We start from the raw sequence: 22,398 nt of genomic DNA, 5'->3' as shown, positions 1-22,398 counted from the left end.
TGCCGGAGATTTCGACGATGTCGCTTATCGGAACCCTCCTCGTGTCACGCAGTCGTCGACCGCGGCGCGCAGCGCGGTCCGCTCCGCCGGATCCACCGTCAGCGAATACTTTACTTTGATCTGCGCGTACCGCCCGACATAGGCGCACCGGAAGTTGCCGGGCGGCAGGTAGTTCGCGACGTCCTGATCACCCTTGGAGCGGTTGGCCGAGGGCTCGGAGGCCACCAGATTGATCGCGTCGTTGGCGATGCGCCGCCGGGTGTCCTCGTCGCGGCCACCGGCGCCGGACCGCCACGCCTCGGCCAGGGGCACGATGTGCTCGGCGTCCACGCCGGAGGGGTTCGTAATCCATTTGTACGGGCCGACTTTTCCGGTCTTGCGGTCGAGCACGCCGTACCGGTCGCGCCAGCCGCCGTCGGAACCGACCGTCAGCGCACAGGTTTTCGGGTCGAGGCGGACGGTGCCGGTGGAGTCGCGCAGCATCATCACATCGCGGGTGGTGCACCTGGCGTACTGGGCGAATTCGGGCCCGAATCCGTGCTCGGGCTTGTTCTGGTCCCAGTGCGGGAACTTCTCGCGGCTGTAGCCCGCCATCGACGCCTCCGGCGCGACAACCAGTTTCGCCAGCAGGTCGTTCACCTCCCGGGCGGAGATCGGCGCCGTCGACGGGGCGGACGATCCGTCGCCGTCCGGGTGCTCGATGAGCGCGTAGGCGATCGTGATCAGCACGGCGAAGACAATGGGCGTGCCGACGGCGATCGCCCGGCGCATGCGGGTGGACAAGGCCGACCAGGAGACCTTCACAGCAACCCCCCGGGGCGGGCGACGGCCGAGGGCGGGATCATCTGTCGGCCGCGCGGCGACCGCTCACCGTATGCACTTCTCATCTCGGGCAATCACACTGGCAACCGGCGCGGGCAAACAGCAAGCGAGACAGCCGGTTCAGTAACCGGCATCACACCGCGCGGTCGTTCTCACCCGTTGTTGAGCTTGTTCAGGCGCTCGCACGCCTCCAGATAGTCCTCGATGAGGTGCCGCATAACATCGCCGGTGCGTTCGATTTTCGTCATCATGCCGACCACCTGGCCCACCGGATTGAAGTTCACGGCCCGGGCGGCCTCGGGGTAGCGGTGGCCGCGCTTGACGCCGTCGAGGGCGACCATCATCTGCAGCGGCATCGGGAGCGGGTCCGGGGTGTCGGCCTGCTCCCAGGCGTCGGTCCAGTCGTTGCGGAGCATGCGGCAGGGCTTGCCGGTCCAGGAGCGGGAGCGGACGGTGTCGTGGCTGGTGGCGTCGATGTAGGTCTGCATCTGCGCCGGAGGCACATTGGCCTCCTCGACGGTGAGCCAGATGGAGCCGGTCCACGCCCCGGCCGCGCCCATGGCCAGCGCGGCCGCGATCTGGCGGCCGTTGCCGATGCCGCCCGCGGCCAGCACCGGCAGATCGCCGACGGCGTCGATCACCTGCGGCCACAGCACCAGCGAGGAGATCTCGCCGCAGTGGCCGCCGCCCTCGGTGCCCTGGCAGACAACGAAATCCAGGCCCGCGCGCTTGTGGTTGAGCGCGTGCTTGACCGAACCGCACAGCGCGCCGATCAGCCGCCCGGACTCCTGCACCTTCGCGATCACGTCGTCGGGCGGGGTGCCCAGGGCGTTGGCGACCAGCTTCGCCTTCGGGTGCCGCAGAATGACTTCCACCTGCGGCGCGGCGGTGGTGGCGGTCCAGCCGAGCAGCTGATTGTGGTGCTCGCCCTCGGGCAGGTGCGGAACCCCGTGGTCGGCAAGGATTTTCTCGGCGAAGTCGCGGTGCCCCGCCGGAACCAGTTCGGCCAGCCGGGTTTCCAGCTGCTGCGGGCTCAGGCCCTCGATGCCCTTGCCCTCGTACTTCGACGGGATGACCAGGTCCACGCCGTAGACGCCGTGCACGTGCTCGTCGAGCCAGGCCAGTTCGACCTCGAGTTCCTCGGCGGTGAAGCCGACCGCGCCCAGCACGCCCAGCCCACCGGCGTTGCTCACCGCGGCGGCGACGTCGCGGCAGTGGGTGAAGGCGAAGATCGGGACGTCGATACCCAGTCGTTCGCAGATCTCGGTACGCATGCGGGGTGGGCTCCTCTGGTCATCCGGCGCGGAACGATTCGTCACCTCAACACTAGAACACGTTTCAGATTAAGACCAGCGACCAGCGGATGCGCCGGGAATAGGCGCGGAAACTCGTTCCAGTCTCGGAGTCGGCGGTGGGCACCGGAGATACTGGGCCGATGACCACAGGCCCGCGCCCGCCCGACCCCGCCGATATCGACGATGACCTGACCGTGGGTCGCGCGGCCGCGCTCGTCGGGATCAGCGTGCGCACGCTGCATCACTGGGACGTGATCGGCCTGGTCCGCCCGAGCGGCCGCACCTGGGCCGGGTACCGGATCTATTCGGGCGAGGACATCGCGCGCATTCATCGGGTGCTGGTCTATCGCGAGCTCGGCTTTTCGCTGTCCGAGATCGCCCGCCTGCTCGACGATCCGGCCGTGGATGCGCGAGAACACCTGCGCCGCCAGCGATCCGAGCTGACCGAGCGCATCTCCCGGCTGCGGGACATGGTGGCGGCCGTCGACCGGATGCTCGCGGCATCCGCCACCGGAATGCGCCTGACCCCCGAGCAACAGGTGGAGATCTTCGGCGACGACTGGCGGCCCGACCGGGTCGAGGAGGCGGAGCGGCGCTGGGGCGACACCCCGCAGTGGGCGCAGTACGCCGAGCGGGCCGCGACCCTGAGTCCGCAGGACTGGAAGCAGGTCGCGGCCGACGTCGACGCGCTCCACGCCGATCTGGCCGCCGCCAAGCGCACCGGCGTCGCCCCGGGTTCCGCGGCCGCCGACGCGCTCGCCGAGCGGCACCGCGCCTCGATCGCACGCCATTTCGACTGCACCCACGCCATGCAGGTCTGTCTCGCCCGCATGTTCGTCACCGATCCGGGCTACACCGCCTTCTACGACGGGTTGGCGCCCGGCCTGACGGAGTGGTTGCGCGACATCGTCTTCGCCAATGCCGCGGCGCACGGCGTCGATCCGGAGACCGCGGTGTGGGAGTGACTCAGTTCGACGTCCGCCCGTCCAGCGTTTCGCGCAGGATATCGGCGTGCCCGGCGTGCTGGACGGTTTCGGCGATCACGTGGATCAGCACCCGGCGCACGCTGCGGACCCCGCCCGGCTCGAACCAGGGCGCTTCCGGCAGCGGGTGGGTCGCCGACAGGTCGGCGACGGTGGCGACGACTTCCGTTGTCCGGGCGGCGATCTGCCGGTAGCGGGCGAGGATCCCGGGCAGGGTGTCGCCGGGCAGCATGCGGAACTCGTTCTCGTGGTCGGTCATCCACCGCGGGATCTCGCGGGCGGTTCCGGCGAAGAGGTCGGCCCAGGTGACGCCGTCGGGCAGGTCCTGCGTCATCGCCGACGGGCCTTCGACCGCGAAGCGCAGCCAGCCCTCCTCCATGGAGGCCACGTGCTTGATCAGCCCGCCCAGGCACAGCGCGCTGACCGTCGGGCGGGTGCCCGCCTGCTCGTCGGTGAGTCCGTCGGTCGTCCTGATCAGTGCGGCGCGCGCGGCCTCGAGCTCGGCGAGCAGGTCGGTCCGCTCGGCGTCGAGGGTCGCGGTGGGGGTGGTCGTGGCTGTCACGGTGATCGGGCCCTTTCGGTGGTCGTTGTCGGCTACCAGACCACCTTCTCGCGGGAAGAGGACAGGGTGTGGCCTGTTCTTCGGGCAGTATCGAATTCGTGCCGAAAACTTCCGCGCGCCTGCTGGCGCTGCTGTCGCTGTTGCAGACGCGCCGGGACTGGCCGGGGCAGTTGCTCGCCGATCGGCTGGAGATCAGCCCGCGCACCGTGCGCCGGGATGTCGACCGCCTGCGCGAGCTCGGCTATCCCATCCAGACCGTGAAGGGCCCCGCCGGGGGGTATCGGCTCGACGCGGGCAGCGATCTGCCGCCGCTGCTGTTCGACGACGAGCAGGCCGTCGCCCTCGCCGTCGCGCTGCAAACCGTCGCGGCCACCGGCGCCGGGGTCGAGGAGGCGGCGGCGCGCGCGCTCACCACGATCCGGCAGGTCATGCCCGCGCGGCTGCGGCATCGCGTCGACGCGCTGCGGATCACCGCCGTCCCGGAGCGCGCCCGGCCGGATCCCCCGGTCGATCCGCGGGTGCTGATGGCTCTCAGCGCGGCCGTGCACGCGCGTGCGGTGCTGCGGTTCGACTATGTGCCGATATCCCGTTCCGGCGCAGCCGATCCCGCCGCGCCGCCGCGCCGGGTGCAGCCGCACCATCTCGTCACCTGGGACTCACGCTGGTATCTCGTCGCCTGGGATCTCGATCGGGAGGACTGGCGCACCTTCCGCGCCGACCGGATCGCCCCGCGCACCCCGACCGGCCCCCGCTTCACCCCGCGCGAGCTGCCCGGCGGAGACGTCGCCACGTTCATCACCACCAAGTTCCAGGGCGATTCCGCCCGGTGGGCCTGCCGCGGTGAGGTCATCCTCGACCGGCCCGCCTCCGTGGTCTCCGACTACGCCCGCGACGGCCTCGTCGAGGCACTCGGCGCGGACCGCTGCCGCCTGGTCCTCGGCGCGTGGTCCTGGCTCGGATTGGCCGCCGCCATCGGCAAATTCGACGCCGACATCGAGGTCGTCGGCCCACCCGAACTGAAGGCCGCCTTCGCCCGCCTGGCCCGCCGCTACGCCGCCGCGGCGGGCGAACCCGGTGGGTGAGTTACGCTTCCCGGTCGGCGCGGCGGAGCAGATACGGGATCGTGCGGTGGTGGAAGGGCGCGACCACGGCCCAGATCGGGCGGGCGATCCACCGGTCGAATCGCACCAGGGTCGACCACGAGACCGTCGAGTCGTTCGTCACGACGATGTTCTGTGCCGCGAGAAACGGTGAATTCGATTCGAGCACAACGACGTTCGGTCCCTGCTCGGTAATGTGCCAGCCCAGGACGTAATCGGGTGTCGCCGTGGGCCCCATCCGCAGCCCCAGCACCAGCCGCCACCCGAGGACGAGCACCACCCGCATCGCTGCGGGGGCATCCTCGAACACCGATCGCGCCCAGCGTTCCGGTGTCTGCCGGGTTCCGCGGGTACCGAGCTCGAATGCCGAGGCATAGTCGGCGTCCACCATCTCGTCACCGATCGGAGCGCTCGATGGCACCGCCACCCGCCGGGCTCGCTGTGTAGTCATCCGGGATCACATCCCTCCCAAAGATTTACTACACAGGGTAGTTCTCCGGTTCGCGGGTGAAAACGCCTACCCCGGGCTGGATTTCCATCTCGACCGCCCGGCCGTTGTCGACGACGAACTGGATGCGGATGCTCGGGCGGCCTTTCACTACGAAGGTGCGGTCCGTGGCGGGCGTCAGGGGCAGGGTTTGGACGTTGATCAGCTCCACGGAGAGATGGGTTTCCTCGAGTCGCACCCGGGCGCGCAGCGGGCCCATGGCATAGGTACCGACGAAGGTCGCGAGACGGTCGGGGTCGGACAGTTCCGCCGGGGGTTGGCGCTGGAAGACGATGGGTGCGACGGAGGGTTCGAAGGGGACGGCGAGGGAGGTCACCTCGCCGTCGGCGTCGGTGGTGAAGGTGAGCGGGAACGGTGTTTCCAGGATGGTCAGGGTGACGTCCCAGGTTTCGAAGTGGCGGTGGGTCATATCCAGATCGAGGTCGCCGAGGCGGGCGTGCAGGCCGTCGTCTCCGGCGGTGACCCGGAGCGAGCCGTAGCCGGGGTGGTGATACTCGCCCGCATAGGCGGACTCGGGGTGTGCGGGTGGGGCGTCGGCGGCCGCCGATCGGCGACGCTCGGTCGCCTCCCGGCCACCCTTGCGGGCCGCGACCTGCAAGTCGCGCATGCGCTTTCCCCAGGGCAGCGGCGCCGAGCCCAGGAGTTCGTCCATGATCCGGTAGCAGGCCACATCGGGCAGCGCGGTGCCGTAATGGTTGGTGAGGACGATGGCTCCCGCACCGGCTTCGGGTGCCAACACCACCTTGGCGGTGTAGCCCTCGATCGCGCCGCCGTGGTGGACGAGGCGGTGTCCGCGGTAGCTCTCCAGCGCCCAGCCCAGGCCGTATCCGATGCCGAATCGCTCCGGCCACATCGTCTCCTGGTCGGCGACGACCATGGCCGGGGAGTGCAGGGTGCGCAGCGCGCTCGGCGCGATCACCTCCCGCTCGCCGACGCGCCCCGCGCCGAGATTGACCTCCATCCAGCGCGCGAGGTCGGTGACCGAGGAATACATGCTGCCCGCCGGACCGCTGAGGGGAAAGTCCTTGGGGGCCAGCTCTTCCGGGCCCTCGTCGCGCTCGCGGTAGCCGCGGCTCCAGTCGGCCGCGCGGCGCGCCTGCGTCAGCGAGAAGCAGGTGTCGGCCATACTCAGCGGGCCGAGCAGGCGCTCTCGAACCCCCTCTTCCCAACTGCTGCCCAGCAATTCACCGGCCAGGTATCCGGCGGTGATGAACATGAGGTTGTTGTACTGCCACACCTCGCGGAAGCTGCGATTCGGCTCCAGATGGCGCAGGCGCTCCACCAACTCTCGCCGACTCATGTCCGGGTTGGCGTACCAGACGAGATCGTGGCGGGGCAGGCCGGAGCGGTGGCAGAGCAGATCGCGCACGGTGATCAGCTCGGTGGCCACCCGGTCGTGCAGCCGGAACCAGGGCAGGTACTCCCGCACCGGCCGATCCCATTCCAGCAGCCCGTCACCGACCAGCGCGGCGATCAGGGTGGCGGTGAATGCCTTTGTGGTGGAGCCGATGGCGAACAGCGTGCGCTCGGTCGCGGGCAGCCGCGCCGCCACATCGCGCAGCCCGAAACCGCGGGCCAGCACCACGCGCCGGTCTCGGATCACGGCCACGGCCATTCCCGGCGTCTCGAACCGCTCCCGCTCGAATTCCAGGGCCTCGACCAGACCCGCCAGCTCCACGCCCGTCTCGGTCGTCACTGTCCGCTCCCCCTCGCTCCGGCGCGAGCCTCCGTCGTCGCCCACGCCCGATCATCGCAGGCGACGGCCGCCCGCACCAGCACTGCACGCCACGACCGGACACCCTGCCGGACAGGGAATCTCACCGAACCCCGACGCGACTTTTCAATTCGCCCGAATTGCCGATGAGACGAGGATCACAGTCATACCATCTACCGATGTCAGTCCCGCGAAGCGACTCGACCATGATCGAAGGCCGGGTTCTGCACACGACATCCACCGCGCCGGAAATAACCTTCCGGAGCGGACCCGGCGCCCCCCTGGCGACCGCCGTCCACAACGCCGCCAGCCGCAAGCACCGAATCACCTACGCGGACAAGTCCGTCGTATGGGTCGAGTCCAAACCCACCGACCCCACGGTAATCACCCGAGGCGACGGCACCGCCATCGGCACCGTCCTACGCGCGGACACCTCCACGGCGGTAGCCTCCACCGGAGGCACCCTCTGCCATTTCCTCCCTCACCCCGACACCCCCCGCACCCCCGACCTGTTCCGCCTCCTACTCCTCGACCGCTCGGGAAACAAGACCGGCCGCCTGGAAATCATCCGCACCCCCGCCGGGTGGGCGATGGGGTACAACGGCGAAGACGCACGAGACACCACCCTGTGGTGGGACCGCACCGGCCCACCACTGCCGGTACCGATCCTCGGCACCCGGCTGGTGATGAACCGTCCGATCGACCGGGTGGAACGCGACATCCTCCTCGCAGCCTGCGTGGATATGGCCATCGGCCTGCAACCCTATGTGGCTGTGATGAAATGACAGAGTTGTGCACGTAGAGTCGCGCGGATGGCGTGCAGGATCACGGAATTGGTTATCGATTGTGCCGAACCGCAGCGGCTGGCGGACTTCTGGTGTGCGGTGCTCGGCTATGTCGAAGTGGGGTGGGAGGGGGATGCGCTGGAGATCGGGCCGCCTGGGATCGGGTTCGGTGGGCCGCAGCCGACGCTGGTGTTCGTTCGTAGCACCGAGCCGAAGCGGGGGAAACTGCCGCTGCATCTCGATGTGAACGCCACCGATCGCGATCAGGACGCCGAGCTGGAACGGCTGCTCGGCGTGGGGGCGCGGAAGGTCGATATCGGGCAGGGTGGCGATGCGGCGTGGCATGTGCTGGCCGACCCGGAAGGGAATGAATTCTGCCTGCTCCGGCGGCGGGTCGACGCGGTGTAGTGACCCGACCCGCAGCGGTGGCATGTGTCCGTGCGGATCGGGTCACCCGATTGTGGTCAGGCGAGGGTCAATTCGACCTTCGTGGTGATGGTGGGGAGGGTCAGGACCGCGTCGAATGCTTCGGGGACCGGTGTGGGCATCTGGGCGCTCTGGCCGCGGATGCTCGACAGGTTCGTCGGGGTGTTGCGTAGGGGGCGCAGATTGCACAGGGACACAACCGAACCCAGCCCGGCCGCGATGAGTTCGCCCTCGACGCTGCCCGCCGGGGGCGGGGCCATGGCGGTGTCGGTGACGGTGAAACCGATCGGCTGGTCGGGGTCGGGATACAGGTCGGGGACGGTGTCGGCGGTGTGGGTGAGGGCGATGGCGCGATACGTGTCGCCGAGGGTGTCGGCGAGGTAGCAGCCCATCGAAAAGGCCAGGGGGCCATCGAATTCCACCGGTTTCTTCTGAATGTGGTTGTTGTGGGCCATGACTACGACGCGGGTGTCCGGGTCGAGGCGATCGAGGTGCCAGAGCAGGGTATCGGCCATGACCCGGTCGCGGACCGAGCCGTCCATCGGCAGGCTCGGGCCGCCGAACAGGACGCCGTGGATGGTGGCGAACATGTAGTCGGTATGCACGGCGATCGCCAGCTGTTGAGCGGCCAGGTCGTAGCGGGCGCGGTCGCTGCGCGCCACATACAGCGGTTCCAGCGCCCGCATGCGCACCGTGAGCCGGGACAGCGCCGCGGTGAGCGCGGTCCGGTCGGCCTCGGCCAACTCGACCCAGCGCAGCGCCGCCTTGCCCACCGAGGCGCCCTCGATCCGCGCACCGATCGCCAGCGCGGTGCGTGCCAGATCGGCGTGCTCGGGATCGACCGTGGTCAGGTAGTCGATCAGCGGTTCCAGGACCGGCGCGAGCGTGCCACCGGAGACCGGTGTATCCACCCCGATCAGCCGCACCGAATGTCCACCGGTGGTGTTGTAGTGCCGCAGCCAGCGGGCCATGGTGGAGTCGAGGCCGGAATTGGTGGTGCCGATCATTGTCCGCAGCGCGGTCTCGGGCCCCTGCCCGTGCAGCCACGCGTCGAGAGCGCACGCTTCGGCGAACCCGAATTCGAAGGCCAGCACCGTGAAACCGCACCGCTCGACCAGATAGCGCAGCAAACGCCTACGCGCGACACCGAATTCGGCCACGAAATGCGCGCCCTCCCCCAGGGCGACGACCCGCGCATCGGCGACGACCGCACCGAGCAGATCCAGCTCGTCGTCGGTAACGGCATCCAGCTCGGGCAGGATCCGGGAGTGCGCGACCAGGGACCGGGCGGCCGCGGACAGCGAAATGTCATGGGACATGAGGAAACTCGACTTTCGAACGGAAGAACGATGATCAACCGAGTCGAGAGCAGACGGGCACGACCGTGCGGCTCGCACGTCGACGACGCCGAGCACTGCTCCCGCGAGAGTCTCCTACAGGTAAAGAACGCCCCAAGTCATGCGGGCAACTGTACAGCACGACTACCGGTCGCCCTATGATCGGCGAGTGGCCATCGCACAACTGGGAGTCATCTCGCTGGACTGTGCCGACGAGGTCGAATTGGCGACGTTCTGGGCGGCGCTACTCGGGCGGGGAGATCGTGTATCGCGAGGAAACCATGGCCGTGGTCCATGCCGAGCGGGGTGTGCTGTCGATGATCCGGGTCCCGGACTATCGGCCGCCGACCTGGCCCGGCGGCGCCACCCCGAAACACATTCACCTCGACCTCGTGGTGGCCGATCTGGATGTCGGCGAACGCGAGGCACTCCGGCTGGGCGCTCGCCGCGCGGACGTGCAGCCCGGACCGGACCGTTGGCGGGTACTGCTGGACCCGGCGGGACATCCGTTCTGCCTCACCGCCCACATTCCCCTGCTCCCGCTGGGGCCGAGGGCTACCGACGAGACGTGATGTCCCCGGCCGCATTCGGGGCCGCGGCCTCGAGGTCGGTGATGGTGCCGGACATGATCGTTCGAATGTGCGCGGTGATGTGGTCCAGGGGCCAGTCCCACCAGGCCACGGTCAGGAGCCGGGCAATGTCGTTGTCGCCGAAGCGGGTTCGGATCAGGCGGGCCGGGTTGCCGCCGACGATGGCGTAGTCCGGGACGTCGCCGGTGACCACGGCGCCGGCGGCGACGATCGCGCCGTGGCCGATCCGGACGCCGGGCAGCACGGTCGCGCCGTGGCCCAACCACACGTCGTTGCCGACCACGGTGTCGCCGCGGTTGGGCAGGTCGACGAGCAGGTCGACATGGTCCGACCACGAGCCGCCCATGCTGGGGAAGGGAAACGTCGACGGGCCGTCCATGCGGTGGTTGGCGCCGTTCATGATGAACTTCACCCCGGTGGCCAGTGCGCAGAACTTCCCGATGATCAGCTTTTCCGGGCCGTAGTGGTACAGCACATTGCGGGTTTCGAACGCGGTCGGATCGTCCGGGTCGTCGTAATAGGAGAACTCCCCGACCTCGATCAGCGGCGAGGTGACCAGGGGTTTCAGCAGCACCACCCGAGGCTGGCCCGCCATGGGGTGGCGCACGGTCGGGTCGGCGGGAACTAGTGACACGGCGAAACTCCTTCGGCGGGGACCTCAATCGGCGCCCCTCGCTACTGCGACGAATGTTGCATTAGGATGCTGTCACACCCCGCACCCTTCGAGCAACCGGATAGCCGACGATGAGTTCCTCACCACCCCTTGGCGATTCCTCGCACCCCGCGCCGCGACCCCGGCCCGGCGGCCGAACCGCCCGCACGCGCGCCCAGGTCCTCGACGCCGTGCGCGCGGAGCTGACCGAACACGGTTACGACGCCCTCACCATCGATACGGTCGCCGCCCGCGCGGGCGTGCATCGCGCCACGGTGTATCGCCGCTGGCGCGATGTCGGCGGCCTGATCAGCGACCTGTTCGCCGCGGCGAGCGACCTCGACTGGCAGCCCCGCGACACCGGCACGCTGCGCGGCGATCTGGCCGCGCTCAACCGGGAGATCCAGGATTCCATGACCGAGGAGCCCTCGATCGCGATGGCGCTGATCGCGGTGTCGTTCCGCTCCGAGGAGGCCGCCCGAGCCCTGCGCCGATTGTGGGAGGACCGATACACCCAGAGCGAGATCATCATCGAGCGCGCGATCCACCGCGGTGAACTGCCACCCCGCATCGATGCGCGCGCCCTGCTGGTCGCCGCCACCGCACCGCTCTACCACCAGTTGGTCCTGCTGCGCACCCCACCCGACCCGCACCTGCCCGATCACGCAGCCGCCAGCGCGGAACTCGCCGCGCAGGCGGGAGCATTTCACCGACCCGCATTCGACGAATGAGATCGTCGGGCGCATGATTCGAAAGAACTCCATTCGGGCAAAGGACAGGAGGCGCTATGCGAGGCGTTCTGAAGTGTGTCGCAGTATCCGCGCTGCCGATGGTCGCGTTCGCTCTCTCCGCCGGTCCGGCAGCCGCGGACCCGGTATCTTTCGAACCCGCGCACATCGATGGCGGACCGGGGTGTTCGGGGAAGGTCACCGCCGAGCTGTCGGCCAGCCAGGGGCAGCAGGCCCGGGAATTCGCGGATTTCATCGACAGCTCGGCGCGGGTAACGGTGAATTTCACGCCCGACCCCGACAACCCTCTCGGCTCGGCCGGTAACGCGAACAACTGCGCGATCCCCGCGACGGTCACGATGCGCAATCTGGATACCGGGGCGAGCACGACCGAGACGCGCACCACCCGGTACGACGGCCATTACGGTTGGAACGCCGCCTTTTTCACCCTCAACGGTTCGGGCCGCGTCGCCGTCCAGGTGAGCACCAACCCCAACCCCCACGAGCTGACCATCGACGTACCCGCACCCATCTGACCGGCACGCCCTCAACCGATGAACGGGGCTGCCTCGACGGTGGTATCGGTGATGGTCAGGTTCGCTCGCGACGTGAACCCGGCCCGCGGAGCGGTACCGGCGTGGGCGAGGGTTTCCCGGGACTGCGGGTGCCTTGATAGCTGATATCTACTCCTCCCACATTCAACGTGGGAGGATGCTGCTGGGCGAGCGGGGCTCGTAGTCCCTCCCGGATGCTCGACACAGTAGGTGAAAACGCACGCAGAGCTACCTGAGCGGCCCTATCATCCACCACCGATCAGGAGGTTGTTATGGAGCGGATGGACTCTCTTCCGGTCGATGTCGTCACGCGTTTTCGCGACGCCTTTATCGCACACGACCCGGATGCGGCGATCGCACTGCTGGCACCGGATTTCGTCATGTATCCAGCGGCCTCGTCCGAACCTGCTCGTGGTCCCGAGGCCGGGCGGGCGATGTTTCGGGCCTTCATGGACACCTTCGACGATTTCCAGTACCTGGGCGAAATGAGTGGTGCGGTCTGGGATGGTGGTCCTACCGAAGCACGTGTGGGGCTGTTTCGCGGGCAGGTCGACGGCGTACCCGCGCAGAGCATCTCGCTGTTGCAACTCGACGATGATGACCGGATCGCCGTGATGACCGTGATGGTACGGCCGCTGGCCGCCCTCACCGAGTTCAGCGAGCGCGTCCAGGCTCACCTGAAGGCGACCTCGGATCGGTGACGACCTGAGCCACTCGGACCGGGCGTATGCGAACATATGTTCGTGTCGCCTCCGAGATCACCCGGATCGCCCGCCCCCGTTCGTGCCGAGGCGTCGATTCTGCATGCGGATCTCGACTCGTTCTATGCCTCGGTCGAGCAGCGGGATCGGCCGTGGTTGCGGGGGAAGCCGGTGATCGTGGGGGGTGGGGTGGTGCTCGCGGCCAGTTATGAGGCGAAGGCGTTCGGGGTGCGGACGCCGATGAATGCGCGGCAGGCGTTGCGGTTGTGTCCGCAGGCGATTGTGGTGCCGCCGCGGATGGCGGCGTATGCCCAGGCCAGCCGGGTGGTGTTCGAGATCTTTCGGGATGTGACGCCCGAGGTGGAGGGGATCTCGATCGATGAGGCGTTTCTCGATGTGGGTGGGTTGTGGCGGATCGCGGGGGCGCCCGCGCAGATCGCGGCGCGGCTGCGGGAGCGGGTGCGGGCCGAGGCGGGGTTGCCGATCTCGGTGGGTGTGGCGCGGACCAAGTTTCTGGCGAAGGTGGCCAGCGCGGTGGCCAAACCGGACGGGCTGCTGCTGGTGCCGCCGGAGGGGGAGCTCGACTTTCTGCATCCGCTGCCGGTCGAAAGGCTGTGGGGCGTCGGCGAAGTGACCGCCGCGGCGCTGCATGCCCGGGGCATCACCCGTATCGGTCAGCTGGCCGAGCTCGGGGAGCGGTCGCTGGCGGAGATGCTGGGGCCGGGCGCGGGGCGTCATCTGCATGCGCTGGCGTGCGCTCGCGATCCGCGGCGGGTCGAGACCGGGCGTCGGCGTCGTTCGATCGGTGCGCAGCGGGCCCTGGGTCGGCGGCCGCGATCGGATGCGGAGATCGAGGCGTATGTGCACGGGCTGGCCGATCGGCTCGGCCACCGGCTGCGGGCCGCGCGGCGCGTGTGCCGAACGGTGGTGCTGCGCTTACGATTCGATGATTTCGGGCGGGCCACCCGTTCGCACACCCTGCCGGAGGCCACCGACCACGGGCCTACGATTCTGCGCACCGCCCGCGCCCTGCTGGCCGCGACCCGGCCGCTCATCCGCGATCGCGGCGGCCTCACCCTGATCGGGCTGAGCCTGACCAATCTCGCCGATGCCACCACCATGCAACTGCCCCTGCCGTTCGAGCCGCGCCCGCGATCCACACTCGACACCACCCTGGACGAGCTCCGCGATCGCTTCGGCGCCGGAACCGTCACGCGCGCAGCGTTATTGGGCCGTGGCGAGGGACTGTCGGTGCCGATCCTCCCCGACTGAGGATCGCCGACTCAGCGCGCGCGAACGGGAGTCGCGGGCAGCAGTCCCACCCGCACGAGGTCGTCGAACAGCAGTTGATCAACCGGCGGTACGCGGTCGCGGTCGGCGTAGGTGAACCAGGCCGTTTCGTCGATTTCGCTGCTGGGGGCGATGGTTCCGGTGTAGTCGGCGGTGTAGCAGCTCATGCGGACCAGACCCGGTGTGGGGCCGGGTAATTCGGCCTCGTAGGTGCCGACGTGGACGGCCGTGTCGGGAGCGAGGGCGACGGTCAGTTCCTCGTCGATCTCGCGCAGCAGGGTTTGCAGGTCGCTCTCGTCGCCCTCGCGTTTGCCGCCGGGGATGTAGAACACGTCCTTGCCGCGCGGCCGGGCGCACAGGATTCGGCCGTCCTCGATCAGCACCCATGCCACGGTGTCGATGAGCCGCTCGGTCTGCATGCCGGGCAGCCTACCGGCCTGCGCGCCGCGCGAACTCCGGCGCATGCTCCTGCCGCAATCCCAGGCCCCCGATATACGCCGTCACCCCGGCGAGCACCGGAAACCGGTCGATCACCCGCAGCATCCCCGGAACCTCCGACAGCGTGCCGTCCATCGAGGGCTCCAGCAGCATGGCGTGCTCGCCGCGCTGCGACTGCTGGGTCGCGACGGTGGGCAGCAGGCGGCGGCGCTGCACCCGGGCCAGGGTGCGCGCCGGGACCGGGCCGCGGCGCAGCGGTGCGGCGAGGATGCGGGCGGCGGCGACCGCGTCCTGCACGGCCAGGTTCACCCCGACGCCGCCGACCGGGGACATGGTGTGCGCGGCGTCGCCGAGGCAGAGCACGCCGTCGGTGTACCAGCGCGGCAGGCGGCCCATGGTGACCTCGAGCAGTTTCACGTCGTCCCAGTCGCGAATCCCGTTCAGCACCTGCGCATCCCAGCCGAACAGCTGCGCGAACTGCGCGCGCAGCCATTCGATTCCGTTGGCGCGCAGGCGTTCGTCGGCGCCCTTGGGGATCAGGAAGGAGGTCTGGTAGTAGTCGCCGCGGTCGAGCGTGACCGCCGCCCGCCCCGCGTCGAAGCGCGCGAACACGGTGCCGTCGTGCCGGTCGCCGGGCCGCGCGGGCACCCGGATCCACCACACGTCCATCGGCACCTCGATCATGCGCTGCCGCAGCCCCGCCGCCGCGCGCACCGCGGAATCGCGTCCGTCGCAGGCCAGCACGAGATCGGTCCGCACCCGGTGCTCGGCGCCGTCGGCCGTCCGGTACTCGACCCCGGTGACGCGCCCGGATTCCTCGACGAGCCCGGTGAATTCGGCGCCCATGCGCAGGGTGAAGGTCGGCTCGTCGGCGCCCGCCTCGGCGAGCAGGTCGAGAAAGTCCCACTGCGGCACCATGGCGATATGCCGGTGCCGCCCCGGAAGCCTGCCGAAATCGGCCGCCAGCACGGTCTTTCCGCCGATCACCATGTGCATGCGCGCCAGCCGCCGCTGCGGCAGCGCCGCGAACCGCTCCCCGAGCCCGATCTCGTCCAGCAGCCGCAGCGTCGACGGATGCACGGTATCGCCCCGAAAGTCCCGCAGAAAGTCCCCATGCTTCTCCAGCACGGTCACCCGAATCCCGGCCCGCGCCAACAAAAGCCCCGCCATCATCCCGGCCGGACCACCACCCACCACACAGCACTGTGCGTATTCCATTGCGCCTCACTCCCTCCCACCTCTACTACACCCTATAGTAGCGGTGCTCGTGCTGGAGGAACCGGGCCTGCCGCCGTGTTTCGATCCGAACTCACCCGTCCATGCTCGCGAAGGTGACCACCGCCGGGAACGGACGCTCGAGCAGGAGAGCGTCTTCGTGGGTTTCGACCAGTCGGTAGACCCGGCTGGCCCAATCCAGCCGATACTCCTGAATCATCTTGACGTACAAGTCGCTGTCCAGATGCACGATCAGATAGACCGCAATTCCCTCGTACGCGTATTCCGCCAGCTTGTCCACCGTATCCGTGTAACCCGAACCGGGTGAGACCACTTCGACGACCAACAACGCATCGGCCGTGGTCAATTTGGCGCCGCGGTCGACGCAGCGGTAAATCGTCACGTCGGGACGACGAAACGAGAACGCGCCATCGCGATTCCGCCGTTTCGTGAAGTGAACGTCGACATCGGTCGACACCCGCGTACACGGGTCTTCGGGCTTCGCGGCCTCGAGCTGATTCGCCAGCCGACGCGCCACATCGCTGTGCTCGGCACTTCCACTCCGGCAACGGATTACGCTGCCATCGATCACCTCGATCAGCTTGCGCAGCTGATCGGGCAGCCGGTCGTACTCCTCCTCGGTGATCCTCAACGCGTCCGGGTCATCGGCCCACACCGGCAATTCGGTCACTGGTCGCCTCATTCGAAGAGAAGGGGCTGGTCCGGATCATGGTACGTGAGCCACCGGGTCGAGGCCGACCGCCGTAGCCCGTGCCGACACGATGCTGACAGTTGGCTGTCGGGTGCCGCGGGCGTGGGGGGGCAATCCGGTAGCATCTGGTTGCCGAGGTGTGTTTTCCTTGGTTCAGGTGTGTTGGGGAGCACAATCTTCGAGGGAATGGATCCATGCAGGGTTGTGCATATATTGCTAGCCTGTCGCTGTGACTCCGAACCCTCTCGACTCTCCCGAGCCGTTCTGGAATCTGGAGACCCAGTTGTCGTCCGTGTTGTTGACGCTGGCCGGATTCGTCGGCGCGTCCGCCTATACGCATTCGGCCGGTTACTTCGTCACCTTCATGACGGGTAATACCGAGCGGGCGGTGCTGGGCGGGTTCCTCGGCGATTTCACCATCGCCGCGGGCGCCTTCGGCCTGATTCTGTGCTTTCTCGCCGGTGTCGTCACCGCCTCGGTGTGCCGGCGGCGGTGGTGGCGTAATCATCCGCACGGGGCGACCATGCTGACGACCGGGGCGCTGGCCGTCGGGGCGCTGGTGGACAGCGCCATCTTCTTCCACGACAAGGATCTGGGGCTGACGCCGATTCTGTTCGTGGCCTTCGGCATGGGCTCGCTGAACACCTCGTTCGTGAAGAACGGGGAGACCGCCATTCCGGTCACCTATGTCACCGGCACGCTGGTGAAGTTCGCCCAGGGCATCGAGCGCCACCTCGCGGGCGGTACCCACCGCGACTGGCTGGGGTACGCGGTGCAGTACCTCTCGTTCGTGCTCGGCGCGTTCATCGGCGGCCTGGTCAGCCTCGTGATCGACGGCCGCGACATGCTTTTCGCGGCGGTCGCCGGGTCGGCGATCGTGGCCGCCTACACCTGGCGCGCCGATATCCGCTGGGTCCGCCGCCACGAAGCGCCGAACGAGAAGCGCTGAGGCGCAACGGCTCACGCGGTGCGCTGGGGCCGCTTGTCCATCAGCCGCAGGATCAGCGGGGTGAAGATGAGCTGCATGGCCAGCTCCATCTTCCCGCCCGGCACCACGATGCAGTTGGGCCGGGACATGAACGAATCGTGCAGCATGGACAGCAGATACGGGAAGTCGATCACCTTCGGGTCGGCGAACCGGATCACCACGAAGCTCTCGTCGGCGGTGGGAATCGTGCGGGCGATGAACGGATTCGAGGTATCGACGGTCGGAACCCGTTGGAAATTCACGTAGGTTCGCGAGAACTGCGGGCAGATGTAGTGCACGTAGTCCGGCATCCGCCGCAGGATGGTGTCGATCACCGCCTCGCTGGAGTAGCCGCGTTCGGTCTTGTCCCGGATCACCTTCTGAATCCACTCCAGGTTGATGATCGGCACCACGCCCACCAGCAGATCGGTATAGCGCGCCACGTCGACGCCCTCGGTCACCGCCGCGCCGTGCAGGCCCTCGTAGAACAGCAGGTCGCTGCCGGGCGCCAGCTCCTCCCACGGCGTGAAGGTGCCCGGCTCCAGCCCGTAGGGTTTGGCCTCGATCTCGTCGTGCAGGTAGCGGCGGACCATGCCGACGCCGCTGTCGCCGTAGTCGCGAAACAGCGTCTCCAGTTCCTCCAGCAGATTCGCCTCCGGCCCGAAGTGCGAGAAGTGCAGGTTTCGATCCTGCTCGGCCTCGGCCATGGCCAGCCGCATCTGCGAGCGGTCGAAGCGGTGGAACGAATCCCCCTCCACCACCACCGCATTGATGCCCTCGCGGCGGAAGATCTCCTGAAACGTCCTGGTGACACTGGTGGTTCCGGCACCGGAGGACCCGGTGATCGCCACCACGGGATGCTTGAGCGACATGACACCTCCACACGGACTGCGGGGAAAATCAGTGGCGCGCAGGGCGAAACAGCGACCGCGTGCCGAACAGCGAGGCATCGAAGCGGGGACCCTCGTCGGGATGCCGGTGGTAATGCTCGATCCGCTCCACCTCGTGACGGGAGCCGAAGATCAGCGGCACCCGCTGATGCAGGTCACGTGGTTGTACCTGGAGCACCTGTTCGCGCCCGGTGGTGGCCGCGCCGCCCGCCTGCTCGACGACGAACGCGATCGGATTCGCCCCGTACAGCAGCGACACCCGCCCCGGCGACCGGGTGTCGTACGGATACAGGTAGACCCCGCCGCGCGTCAGGATGTGAAAGGTGTCGGCGACCAGCGAGGCCACCCACCGCATATTGAAATCGCGCCCCCGCGGCCCGTCCACGCCCTCCAGGCACTCGTGCACGTAGCGGCGCACCGGCCGCTCCCAGAACCGCTCGTTGGCGGCGTTGATCGCGAAACCCGAGGTGTCCTCCGGGATGCGCAGGCGCGGATGGGTGAGCACGAACGCCCCGATCTCGCGGTCCAGGGTGAATCCGTCGACCCCGGTGCCGGTGGTCAGCACCAGCATGGTCGCCGGTCCGTAGAGCGTGAATCCGGCGCACACCTGCCGCGTTCCCGGTTGCAGGAAGTCGGCGGCCCCCGGTTCCCGCCCGTCCTCCGGGGCGCGCAGCACGCTGAAAATCGTTCCGACGGGCAGGTTCACGTCGATATTGGACGACCCGTCCAGCGGATCGAACGCCAGCAGATACTTCCCGCGCCGGTACTCGGACGGGACCGGGTGGAAACTGCTCGTCTGTTCCGACAGCAGCGCCGCCAGCGGCCCGGTCCACTGCGACTCCGACACCATGATGTCGTTGGCGATGGCGTCCATCCGCCGGTGCAGCGTCGAGGGGAGACTGTCGCCCGGTTGCGCGCCGAGGGAACCCACGATCCGCCCGCGCGTGACCCGGTTCGCGATGATCTTCGTGGCGGTGGCGAGCACGTTCACCAGCGCGGAGAACTCCCCCGACGAGCCGGGATGCCGGTGCTCCTGCTCGATGGTGTACCGGGTGAGCGTCTTCAATCCCTCGGGCATGGCTGCTCCTGTTATCCCGGTGCGGGCGGCGGTCCGGTCGCGGCGAAAACGCTGCTGCCGTAGACATCGTCGGCGGTGAGCGTGATCAGATCGGTCCGGCTCAGCGGCCGCGCCAACTCGACCAGCCGCTTCGCCTGCCGCAACCGGCAGCGGTCCAGGGCATTGCGGACGCTGCGGGCATTGGCGAATCGCGGCCGGGCCATGCGCAATTCGAGGTAGCGGCCGAACGCGGCGGCGGCGGCCGGGTCGAAGCGGAAATTCTGCTGCGCCACCATGAGTTCGGCGATGGCCGTCAGCTCGTCGTGGGTGTAGTCGGGGAATTCGATGTGGTGGGCGACGCGCGAGGACAGGCCCGGATTGGCGGAGAAGAAGGTCTCCATGCGGTCCGGGTATCCGGCGAAGATCACCACCAGGCTGGTGCGCTCGGTCTCCATCTCCTGCAACAGGATCTCGATGACCTCCTGCCCGTAGTCGCGCTCGTTCTCCGGCCGGAACAGGTAGTACGCCTCGTCGATGAACAGCACGCCCCCGGCGGCCTTGGCCAGCGCCTCCTTGGTCTTGGGCGCGGTGTGGCCGATGAACTGGCCCACCAGATCGTCGCGGGTCACGGTGTGCACCTTGGGTTTACGAATGTAACCCAGGGTGTGCAGCAGCTCCGCCATGCGCAGCGCCACCGTGGTCTTGCCGGTGCCCGGGCCGCCGGTGAAGCTCATGTGCATGGTCGGGCGGGCGGACTCCAGGCCGAAGCGCTGCCGCGCCCGCTCGACGAGCAGCCATGCCGCGATCTCGCGCACCCGCCGCTTCACCGTCGCCAGGCCCACCAGTTCCGCGTCCAGCCGGGCCAGCGTCGCGGCCACGTGCCGCGCCGCGAGATCCGCCGAAAGATCCAGCAGCGCATCGTCTTCCAGGACCGCCGCGCCCTCCTCGTCGGCCGTCACCGCGGCGAGCTCGCGCCCCGGCCGGACCGTGTGGCCGGGGCGGTGCATGCGGAACCCGGACGTGCCGTCCCGAATGCCCTGCGGCGGTGGCTGTTCCGCGCTCACGGTGCGCGACCGCCGTAGCGCTCGCCGGGCCGGGTGTCGGTCGCGTACGCGTGCAGCGCGTAGTGCTGGCGCCGGTCGTCGGAATCGGTTCGGGCCAGCCGGAATCCGGGCTCGTCGGCCGGGCGCTGCACCAGGAAGCTCAGCGCCGTGGTCTGCCGCCCGTAGCTCGCGTCGTAGGCGGCGACCCGGATGTAGTGGCGCGGGAACGTGGCCCGGCAGGCATCGATCTCGGCCAGCACCCCGTCGGGCTCGTCGAGGTCGAACAGCGGCAGCCCCCACATCTCCCAGTAGACGTTGCGCGGGTGCGGGTCGTCGGTGTACTCGATCGACACCGGCCAGTTGTTCAGCAGCGCGTACCGGACCTGGGCGCCGATCTCGGCATCGGTGAGCTCGGGCAGGTGCGAGAACGTGCCCTGACGCAGATACATGGGTTCGGCTCCTGACGGTCAGCGGGTCGCCGTGGGCACGGCGTCCGGGGCATCGGTGGAGGTGTAGTCGTAGGTGACATCGCCCCAGGTGGCGAGGGCGACCTCCAGGGGGCGGCAGTGCCGCGCGGCGTGCCGCAGCGCGTCCGGGCCCTCCTTCATCAGATCGCGACCCTCGTTGCGCGCCTTGACGACCGCCTCCAGCGCCACCCGATTGGCCTCGGCCCCGGCGGCGATGCCCATCGGATGCCCGATCGTGCCGCCGCCGAACTGCAACACCACGTCGTCGCCGAACAGGTCCAGCAGCTGATGCATCTGCCCGGCGTGAATGCCGCCGGACGCCACCGGCATCACCCCCGGCAGACTCGCCCAGTCCTGGTCGAAGAAGATGCCGTTGCGCGGGTTGGCCGGAATGTGGTTGTCGCGCAACGTATCGTAAAAGCCCCGCACCGTGTGCGGGTCGCCCTCCAGTTTGCCGATCACCGTCCCCGCGTGCAGGTGGTCCACGCCGATCAGGCGGCACCACTTGGCCAGCACCCGGAAGCTCACCCCGTGCGTCTTCTGCCGGGTGTAGGTGGAGTGCCCGGCGCGATGCAGATGCAGCAGCATCCCGTTGCGCCGCGCCCACTTCGACATCGACTGCATGGCCGTGTAGCCCACGGTCAGATCCATCATGACGATCACGCTGCCGAGCGATTTCGCGAACTCCGCCCGCTCGTACATGTCCTCCATGGTCGCCGCGGTGACATTCAGGTAATGACCCTTCAGCTCACCGGTTTCCGCTATCGCGCGATTGACGCCCTCCATGGCGAACAGGTAGCGATCGCGCCAGCGCATGAACGGCTGCGAGTTGATGTTCTCGTCGTCCTTGGTGAAATCCAGCCCGCCCCGGCACGCCTCGTACACCACCCGGCCGTAGTTCCGCGCCGACAATCCGAGTTTCGGTTTCACCGTCGCGCCCAGCAGCGGCCGCCCGTACTTGTCGAGATATTCCCGCTCCATGACGGTGCCGTGCGGCGGCCCCGGAAACGTCTTCACATACGCCACCGGAATGCGCATGTCCTCGAGCCGCAGCGCCCGCAACGGCTTGAAGCCGAACACGTTTCCGATCACCGAGGAGGTCAGATTGGTGATCGACCCCTCCTCGAAAAGATCGAGATCGTAGGCGACCCAGGCGAAATACTCCCCCGCCCGGCCCGGCACCTCCTCGACCCGATAGCACTTGCCGCGATACCGGTCGTGCGCGGTCAGCCGGTCGGTCCACACCACGGTCCAGGTGGCCGTGGAGGATTCGCCCGCGACCGCGGCGGCCGCCTCGATCGGATCCACGCCGGGCTGCGGCGTCACCCGGAACACCGCCAGCACGTCGGTATCCTTCGGGCGATATCCGGCGTCGTAATATCCCATCGACGCGTAGGACTGCACCCCCGGATCCCAGCGGTCGCGGATCGTGTCGTCGGCCATGGTTCCTCCCGTGGGCCCCGGTGTGCGCCGTGCAGTTTCAGGATGCGGGCCGCCGCGCGGACGAACAATTCGATTGTTTCTCGTCTCGCTCAATCGAATCGTTGAGTTTGCTACCGTCT

The 22,398-nt window shown here is 68.5% G+C and carries 25 protein-coding genes; 10 read left to right on the top strand and 15 right to left on the bottom strand.

Annotated elements, in window-relative coordinates:
• Positions 1 to 24: 24 nt before the first annotated feature.
• Complete coding sequence (locus HPY32_RS35155; RefSeq protein ID WP_231951671.1) at positions 25 to 804, bottom strand: HNH endonuclease family protein; 780 nt, start codon at positions 802 to 804, stop codon at positions 25 to 27.
• Positions 805 to 974: 170 nt separating this feature from the next.
• Positions 975 to 2,096 (bottom strand): NAD(P)H-dependent flavin oxidoreductase, encoded by a 1,122-nt coding sequence (locus tag HPY32_RS35150; RefSeq protein ID WP_067589200.1) that lies wholly within the window; start codon positions 2,094 to 2,096, stop codon positions 975 to 977.
• A 161-nt stretch (positions 2,097 to 2,257) separates the two neighbouring features.
• On the opposite strand from HPY32_RS35150, the gene HPY32_RS35145 reads away from it, so the two are divergent.
• Entirely contained in the window at positions 2,258 to 3,082 is an 825-nt protein-coding gene (locus tag HPY32_RS35145) for a MerR family transcriptional regulator (RefSeq protein ID WP_067589202.1), read from the top strand.
• A gap of 1 nt (position 3,083) precedes the next feature.
• Here HPY32_RS35145 and HPY32_RS35140 read toward each other — a convergent pair whose 3' ends face one another.
• Complete coding sequence (locus tag HPY32_RS35140; RefSeq protein ID WP_082871487.1) at positions 3,084 to 3,662, bottom strand: DinB family protein; 579 nt, start codon at positions 3,660 to 3,662, stop codon at positions 3,084 to 3,086.
• Between the two features lie 98 nt (positions 3,663 to 3,760).
• On the opposite strand from HPY32_RS35140, the gene HPY32_RS35135 reads away from it, so the two are divergent.
• A complete protein-coding gene (locus HPY32_RS35135; protein ID WP_067589206.1) occupies positions 3,761 to 4,744 on the top strand; it encodes a helix-turn-helix transcriptional regulator in 984 nt (327 codons plus the stop codon).
• A gap of 1 nt (position 4,745) precedes the next feature.
• On the opposite strand, the gene HPY32_RS35130 is transcribed toward HPY32_RS35135, so the two are convergent.
• Positions 4,746 to 5,213 (bottom strand): DUF2867 domain-containing protein, encoded by a 468-nt coding sequence (locus HPY32_RS35130; protein ID WP_082871488.1) that lies wholly within the window; start codon positions 5,211 to 5,213, stop codon positions 4,746 to 4,748.
• Positions 5,214 to 5,241: 28 nt separating this feature from the next.
• On the bottom strand, positions 5,242 to 6,966 hold the full coding sequence (locus tag HPY32_RS35125; RefSeq protein WP_156674516.1) for a serine hydrolase: 1,725 nt from the start codon (positions 6,964 to 6,966) through the stop codon (positions 5,242 to 5,244).
• Between the two features lie 197 nt (positions 6,967 to 7,163).
• Between HPY32_RS35125 and HPY32_RS35120 the strand changes: the two genes are divergently transcribed.
• Positions 7,164 to 7,769 carry a hypothetical protein gene (locus HPY32_RS35120; protein ID WP_156674517.1) on the top strand — a complete coding sequence of 202 codons (606 nt, stop codon included), beginning with the start codon at positions 7,164 to 7,166 and terminating at the stop codon, positions 7,767 to 7,769.
• A 27-nt stretch (positions 7,770 to 7,796) separates the two neighbouring features.
• Complete coding sequence (locus HPY32_RS35115) at positions 7,797 to 8,177, top strand: VOC family protein (protein WP_067589213.1); 381 nt, start codon at positions 7,797 to 7,799, stop codon at positions 8,175 to 8,177.
• A 56-nt stretch (positions 8,178 to 8,233) separates the two neighbouring features.
• Here HPY32_RS35115 and HPY32_RS35110 read toward each other — a convergent pair whose 3' ends face one another.
• Positions 8,234 to 9,514, bottom strand: a complete 1,281-nt coding sequence (locus HPY32_RS35110) for an erythromycin esterase family protein (protein ID WP_067589215.1) — start codon at positions 9,512 to 9,514, stop codon at positions 8,234 to 8,236.
• Between the two features lie 281 nt (positions 9,515 to 9,795).
• Here HPY32_RS35110 and HPY32_RS45165 point away from each other — a divergent pair, with 281 nt between their 5' ends.
• Positions 9,796 to 10,104, top strand: a complete 309-nt coding sequence (locus HPY32_RS45165) for a VOC family protein (RefSeq protein WP_231951672.1) — start codon at positions 9,796 to 9,798, stop codon at positions 10,102 to 10,104.
• Here the strand turns inward: HPY32_RS45165 and HPY32_RS35100 are convergent.
• Positions 10,088 to 10,717, bottom strand: coding sequence for a CatB-related O-acetyltransferase (locus HPY32_RS35100; RefSeq protein WP_067589217.1), 630 nt, complete (start codon positions 10,715 to 10,717; stop codon positions 10,088 to 10,090). The genes HPY32_RS45165 and HPY32_RS35100 overlap by 17 nt on opposite strands.
• A 149-nt stretch (positions 10,718 to 10,866) precedes the next feature.
• On the opposite strand from HPY32_RS35100, the gene HPY32_RS35095 reads away from it, so the two are divergent.
• From HPY32_RS35095 to dinB, 4 genes are all read left to right on the top strand, one after another.
• Positions 10,867 to 11,505: a TetR/AcrR family transcriptional regulator gene (locus HPY32_RS35095; protein WP_067589218.1), complete on the top strand. Its 639-nt coding sequence runs from the start codon at positions 10,867 to 10,869 to the stop codon at positions 11,503 to 11,505.
• 56 nt (positions 11,506 to 11,561) lie between these two features.
• Complete coding sequence (locus tag HPY32_RS35090; RefSeq protein WP_067589220.1) at positions 11,562 to 12,038, top strand: hypothetical protein; 477 nt, start codon at positions 11,562 to 11,564, stop codon at positions 12,036 to 12,038.
• Positions 12,039 to 12,328: 290 nt separating this feature from the next.
• On the top strand, positions 12,329 to 12,757 hold the full coding sequence (locus HPY32_RS35085) for a nuclear transport factor 2 family protein (RefSeq protein WP_067589223.1): 429 nt from the start codon (positions 12,329 to 12,331) through the stop codon (positions 12,755 to 12,757).
• 36 nt (positions 12,758 to 12,793) lie between these two features.
• Positions 12,794 to 14,029 (top strand): DNA polymerase IV, encoded by a 1,236-nt coding sequence (dinB, locus tag HPY32_RS35080; protein ID WP_067589224.1) that lies wholly within the window; start codon positions 12,794 to 12,796, stop codon positions 14,027 to 14,029.
• Between the two features lie 11 nt (positions 14,030 to 14,040).
• On the opposite strand, the gene HPY32_RS35075 is transcribed toward dinB, so the two are convergent.
• The 3 genes from HPY32_RS35075 to HPY32_RS35065 form a co-directional block, all read right to left on the bottom strand.
• Positions 14,041 to 14,466 carry an NUDIX hydrolase gene (locus HPY32_RS35075; protein ID WP_067595922.1) on the bottom strand — a complete coding sequence of 142 codons (426 nt, stop codon included), beginning with the start codon at positions 14,464 to 14,466 and terminating at the stop codon, positions 14,041 to 14,043.
• A gap of 10 nt (positions 14,467 to 14,476) precedes the next feature.
• Positions 14,477 to 15,703, bottom strand: a complete 1,227-nt coding sequence (locus HPY32_RS35070) for an FAD-dependent oxidoreductase (RefSeq protein WP_082871489.1) — start codon at positions 15,701 to 15,703, stop codon at positions 14,477 to 14,479.
• A 91-nt stretch (positions 15,704 to 15,794) separates the two neighbouring features.
• On the bottom strand, positions 15,795 to 16,376 hold the full coding sequence (locus HPY32_RS35065; RefSeq protein WP_231951936.1) for a Uma2 family endonuclease: 582 nt from the start codon (positions 16,374 to 16,376) through the stop codon (positions 15,795 to 15,797).
• A 265-nt stretch (positions 16,377 to 16,641) separates the two neighbouring features.
• Here HPY32_RS35065 and HPY32_RS35060 point away from each other — a divergent pair, with 265 nt between their 5' ends.
• Positions 16,642 to 17,361 carry a YoaK family protein gene (locus HPY32_RS35060; RefSeq protein WP_067589230.1) on the top strand — a complete coding sequence of 240 codons (720 nt, stop codon included), beginning with the start codon at positions 16,642 to 16,644 and terminating at the stop codon, positions 17,359 to 17,361.
• A gap of 11 nt (positions 17,362 to 17,372) precedes the next feature.
• Here HPY32_RS35060 and HPY32_RS35055 read toward each other — a convergent pair whose 3' ends face one another.
• From HPY32_RS35055 to HPY32_RS35035, 5 genes are read right to left on the bottom strand one after another with little or no spacing between them, the layout of a single operon-like run.
• Positions 17,373 to 18,251, bottom strand: a complete 879-nt coding sequence (locus tag HPY32_RS35055; RefSeq protein WP_067589232.1) for a phosphoribulokinase — start codon at positions 18,249 to 18,251, stop codon at positions 17,373 to 17,375.
• A 28-nt stretch (positions 18,252 to 18,279) separates the two neighbouring features.
• Entirely contained in the window at positions 18,280 to 19,347 is a 1,068-nt protein-coding gene (locus tag HPY32_RS35050) for a class 1 fructose-bisphosphatase (RefSeq protein WP_067589234.1), read from the bottom strand.
• 11 nt (positions 19,348 to 19,358) lie between these two features.
• Positions 19,359 to 20,390, bottom strand: a complete 1,032-nt coding sequence (locus HPY32_RS35045; RefSeq protein ID WP_231951674.1) for an AAA family ATPase — start codon at positions 20,388 to 20,390, stop codon at positions 19,359 to 19,361.
• Positions 20,387 to 20,818 carry a ribulose bisphosphate carboxylase small subunit gene (locus HPY32_RS35040; RefSeq protein WP_067589238.1) on the bottom strand — a complete coding sequence of 144 codons (432 nt, stop codon included), beginning with the start codon at positions 20,816 to 20,818 and terminating at the stop codon, positions 20,387 to 20,389. The genes HPY32_RS35045 and HPY32_RS35040 overlap by 4 nt, the downstream gene beginning before the upstream one ends.
• An 18-nt stretch (positions 20,819 to 20,836) precedes the next feature.
• Entirely contained in the window at positions 20,837 to 22,279 is a 1,443-nt protein-coding gene (locus HPY32_RS35035) for a form I ribulose bisphosphate carboxylase large subunit (RefSeq protein WP_067589241.1), read from the bottom strand.
• Positions 22,280 to 22,398 lie beyond the last annotated feature (119 nt).

Origin of the sequence: Nocardia terpenica (assembly GCF_013186535.1) — a bacterium.
Taxonomy (GTDB): Bacteria; Actinomycetota; Actinomycetes; order Mycobacteriales; family Mycobacteriaceae; genus Nocardia; species Nocardia terpenica.
The sequence above is the reverse complement of the archived record's forward strand: the minus strand, read 5'-3'. Positions and strand labels throughout refer to the sequence as shown.

Excerpts from the sequence above, each read along its gene's own strand:
- HPY32_RS35150 (WP_067589200.1), bottom strand. The coding sequence starts at position 2,096 with ATGCGTACCGAGATCTGCGAACGACTGGGTATCGACGTCCCGATCTTC.
- HPY32_RS35145 (WP_067589202.1), top strand. The coding sequence starts at position 2,258 with ATGACCACAGGCCCGCGCCCGCCCGACCCCGCCGATATCGACGATGAC.
- HPY32_RS35130 (WP_082871488.1), bottom strand. The coding sequence starts at position 5,213 with ATGACTACACAGCGAGCCCGGCGGGTGGCGGTGCCATCGAGCGCTCCG.
- HPY32_RS35120 (WP_156674517.1), top strand. The coding sequence starts at position 7,164 with ATGTCAGTCCCGCGAAGCGACTCGACCATGATCGAAGGCCGGGTTCTG.
- HPY32_RS35115 (WP_067589213.1), top strand. The coding sequence starts at position 7,797 with ATGGCGTGCAGGATCACGGAATTGGTTATCGATTGTGCCGAACCGCAG.
- HPY32_RS35110 (WP_067589215.1), bottom strand. The coding sequence starts at position 9,514 with ATGTCCCATGACATTTCGCTGTCCGCGGCCGCCCGGTCCCTGGTCGCG.
- HPY32_RS35100 (WP_067589217.1), bottom strand. The coding sequence starts at position 10,717 with ATGGCGGGCCAGCCTCGGGTGGTGCTGCTGAAACCCCTGGTCACCTCG.
- HPY32_RS35095 (WP_067589218.1), top strand. The coding sequence starts at position 10,867 with ATGAGTTCCTCACCACCCCTTGGCGATTCCTCGCACCCCGCGCCGCGA.
- HPY32_RS35090 (WP_067589220.1), top strand. The coding sequence starts at position 11,562 with ATGCGAGGCGTTCTGAAGTGTGTCGCAGTATCCGCGCTGCCGATGGTC.
- HPY32_RS35085 (WP_067589223.1), top strand. The coding sequence starts at position 12,329 with ATGGAGCGGATGGACTCTCTTCCGGTCGATGTCGTCACGCGTTTTCGC.
- dinB (WP_067589224.1), top strand. The coding sequence starts at position 12,794 with ATGTTCGTGTCGCCTCCGAGATCACCCGGATCGCCCGCCCCCGTTCGT.
- HPY32_RS35075 (WP_067595922.1), bottom strand. The coding sequence starts at position 14,466 with ATGCAGACCGAGCGGCTCATCGACACCGTGGCATGGGTGCTGATCGAG.
- HPY32_RS35070 (WP_082871489.1), bottom strand. The coding sequence starts at position 15,703 with ATGGAATACGCACAGTGCTGTGTGGTGGGTGGTGGTCCGGCCGGGATG.
- HPY32_RS35055 (WP_067589232.1), bottom strand. The coding sequence starts at position 18,251 with ATGTCGCTCAAGCATCCCGTGGTGGCGATCACCGGGTCCTCCGGTGCC.
- HPY32_RS35050 (WP_067589234.1), bottom strand. The coding sequence starts at position 19,347 with ATGCCCGAGGGATTGAAGACGCTCACCCGGTACACCATCGAGCAGGAG.
- HPY32_RS35040 (WP_067589238.1), bottom strand. The coding sequence starts at position 20,818 with ATGTATCTGCGTCAGGGCACGTTCTCGCACCTGCCCGAGCTCACCGAT.
- HPY32_RS35035 (WP_067589241.1), bottom strand. The coding sequence starts at position 22,279 with ATGGCCGACGACACGATCCGCGACCGCTGGGATCCGGGGGTGCAGTCC.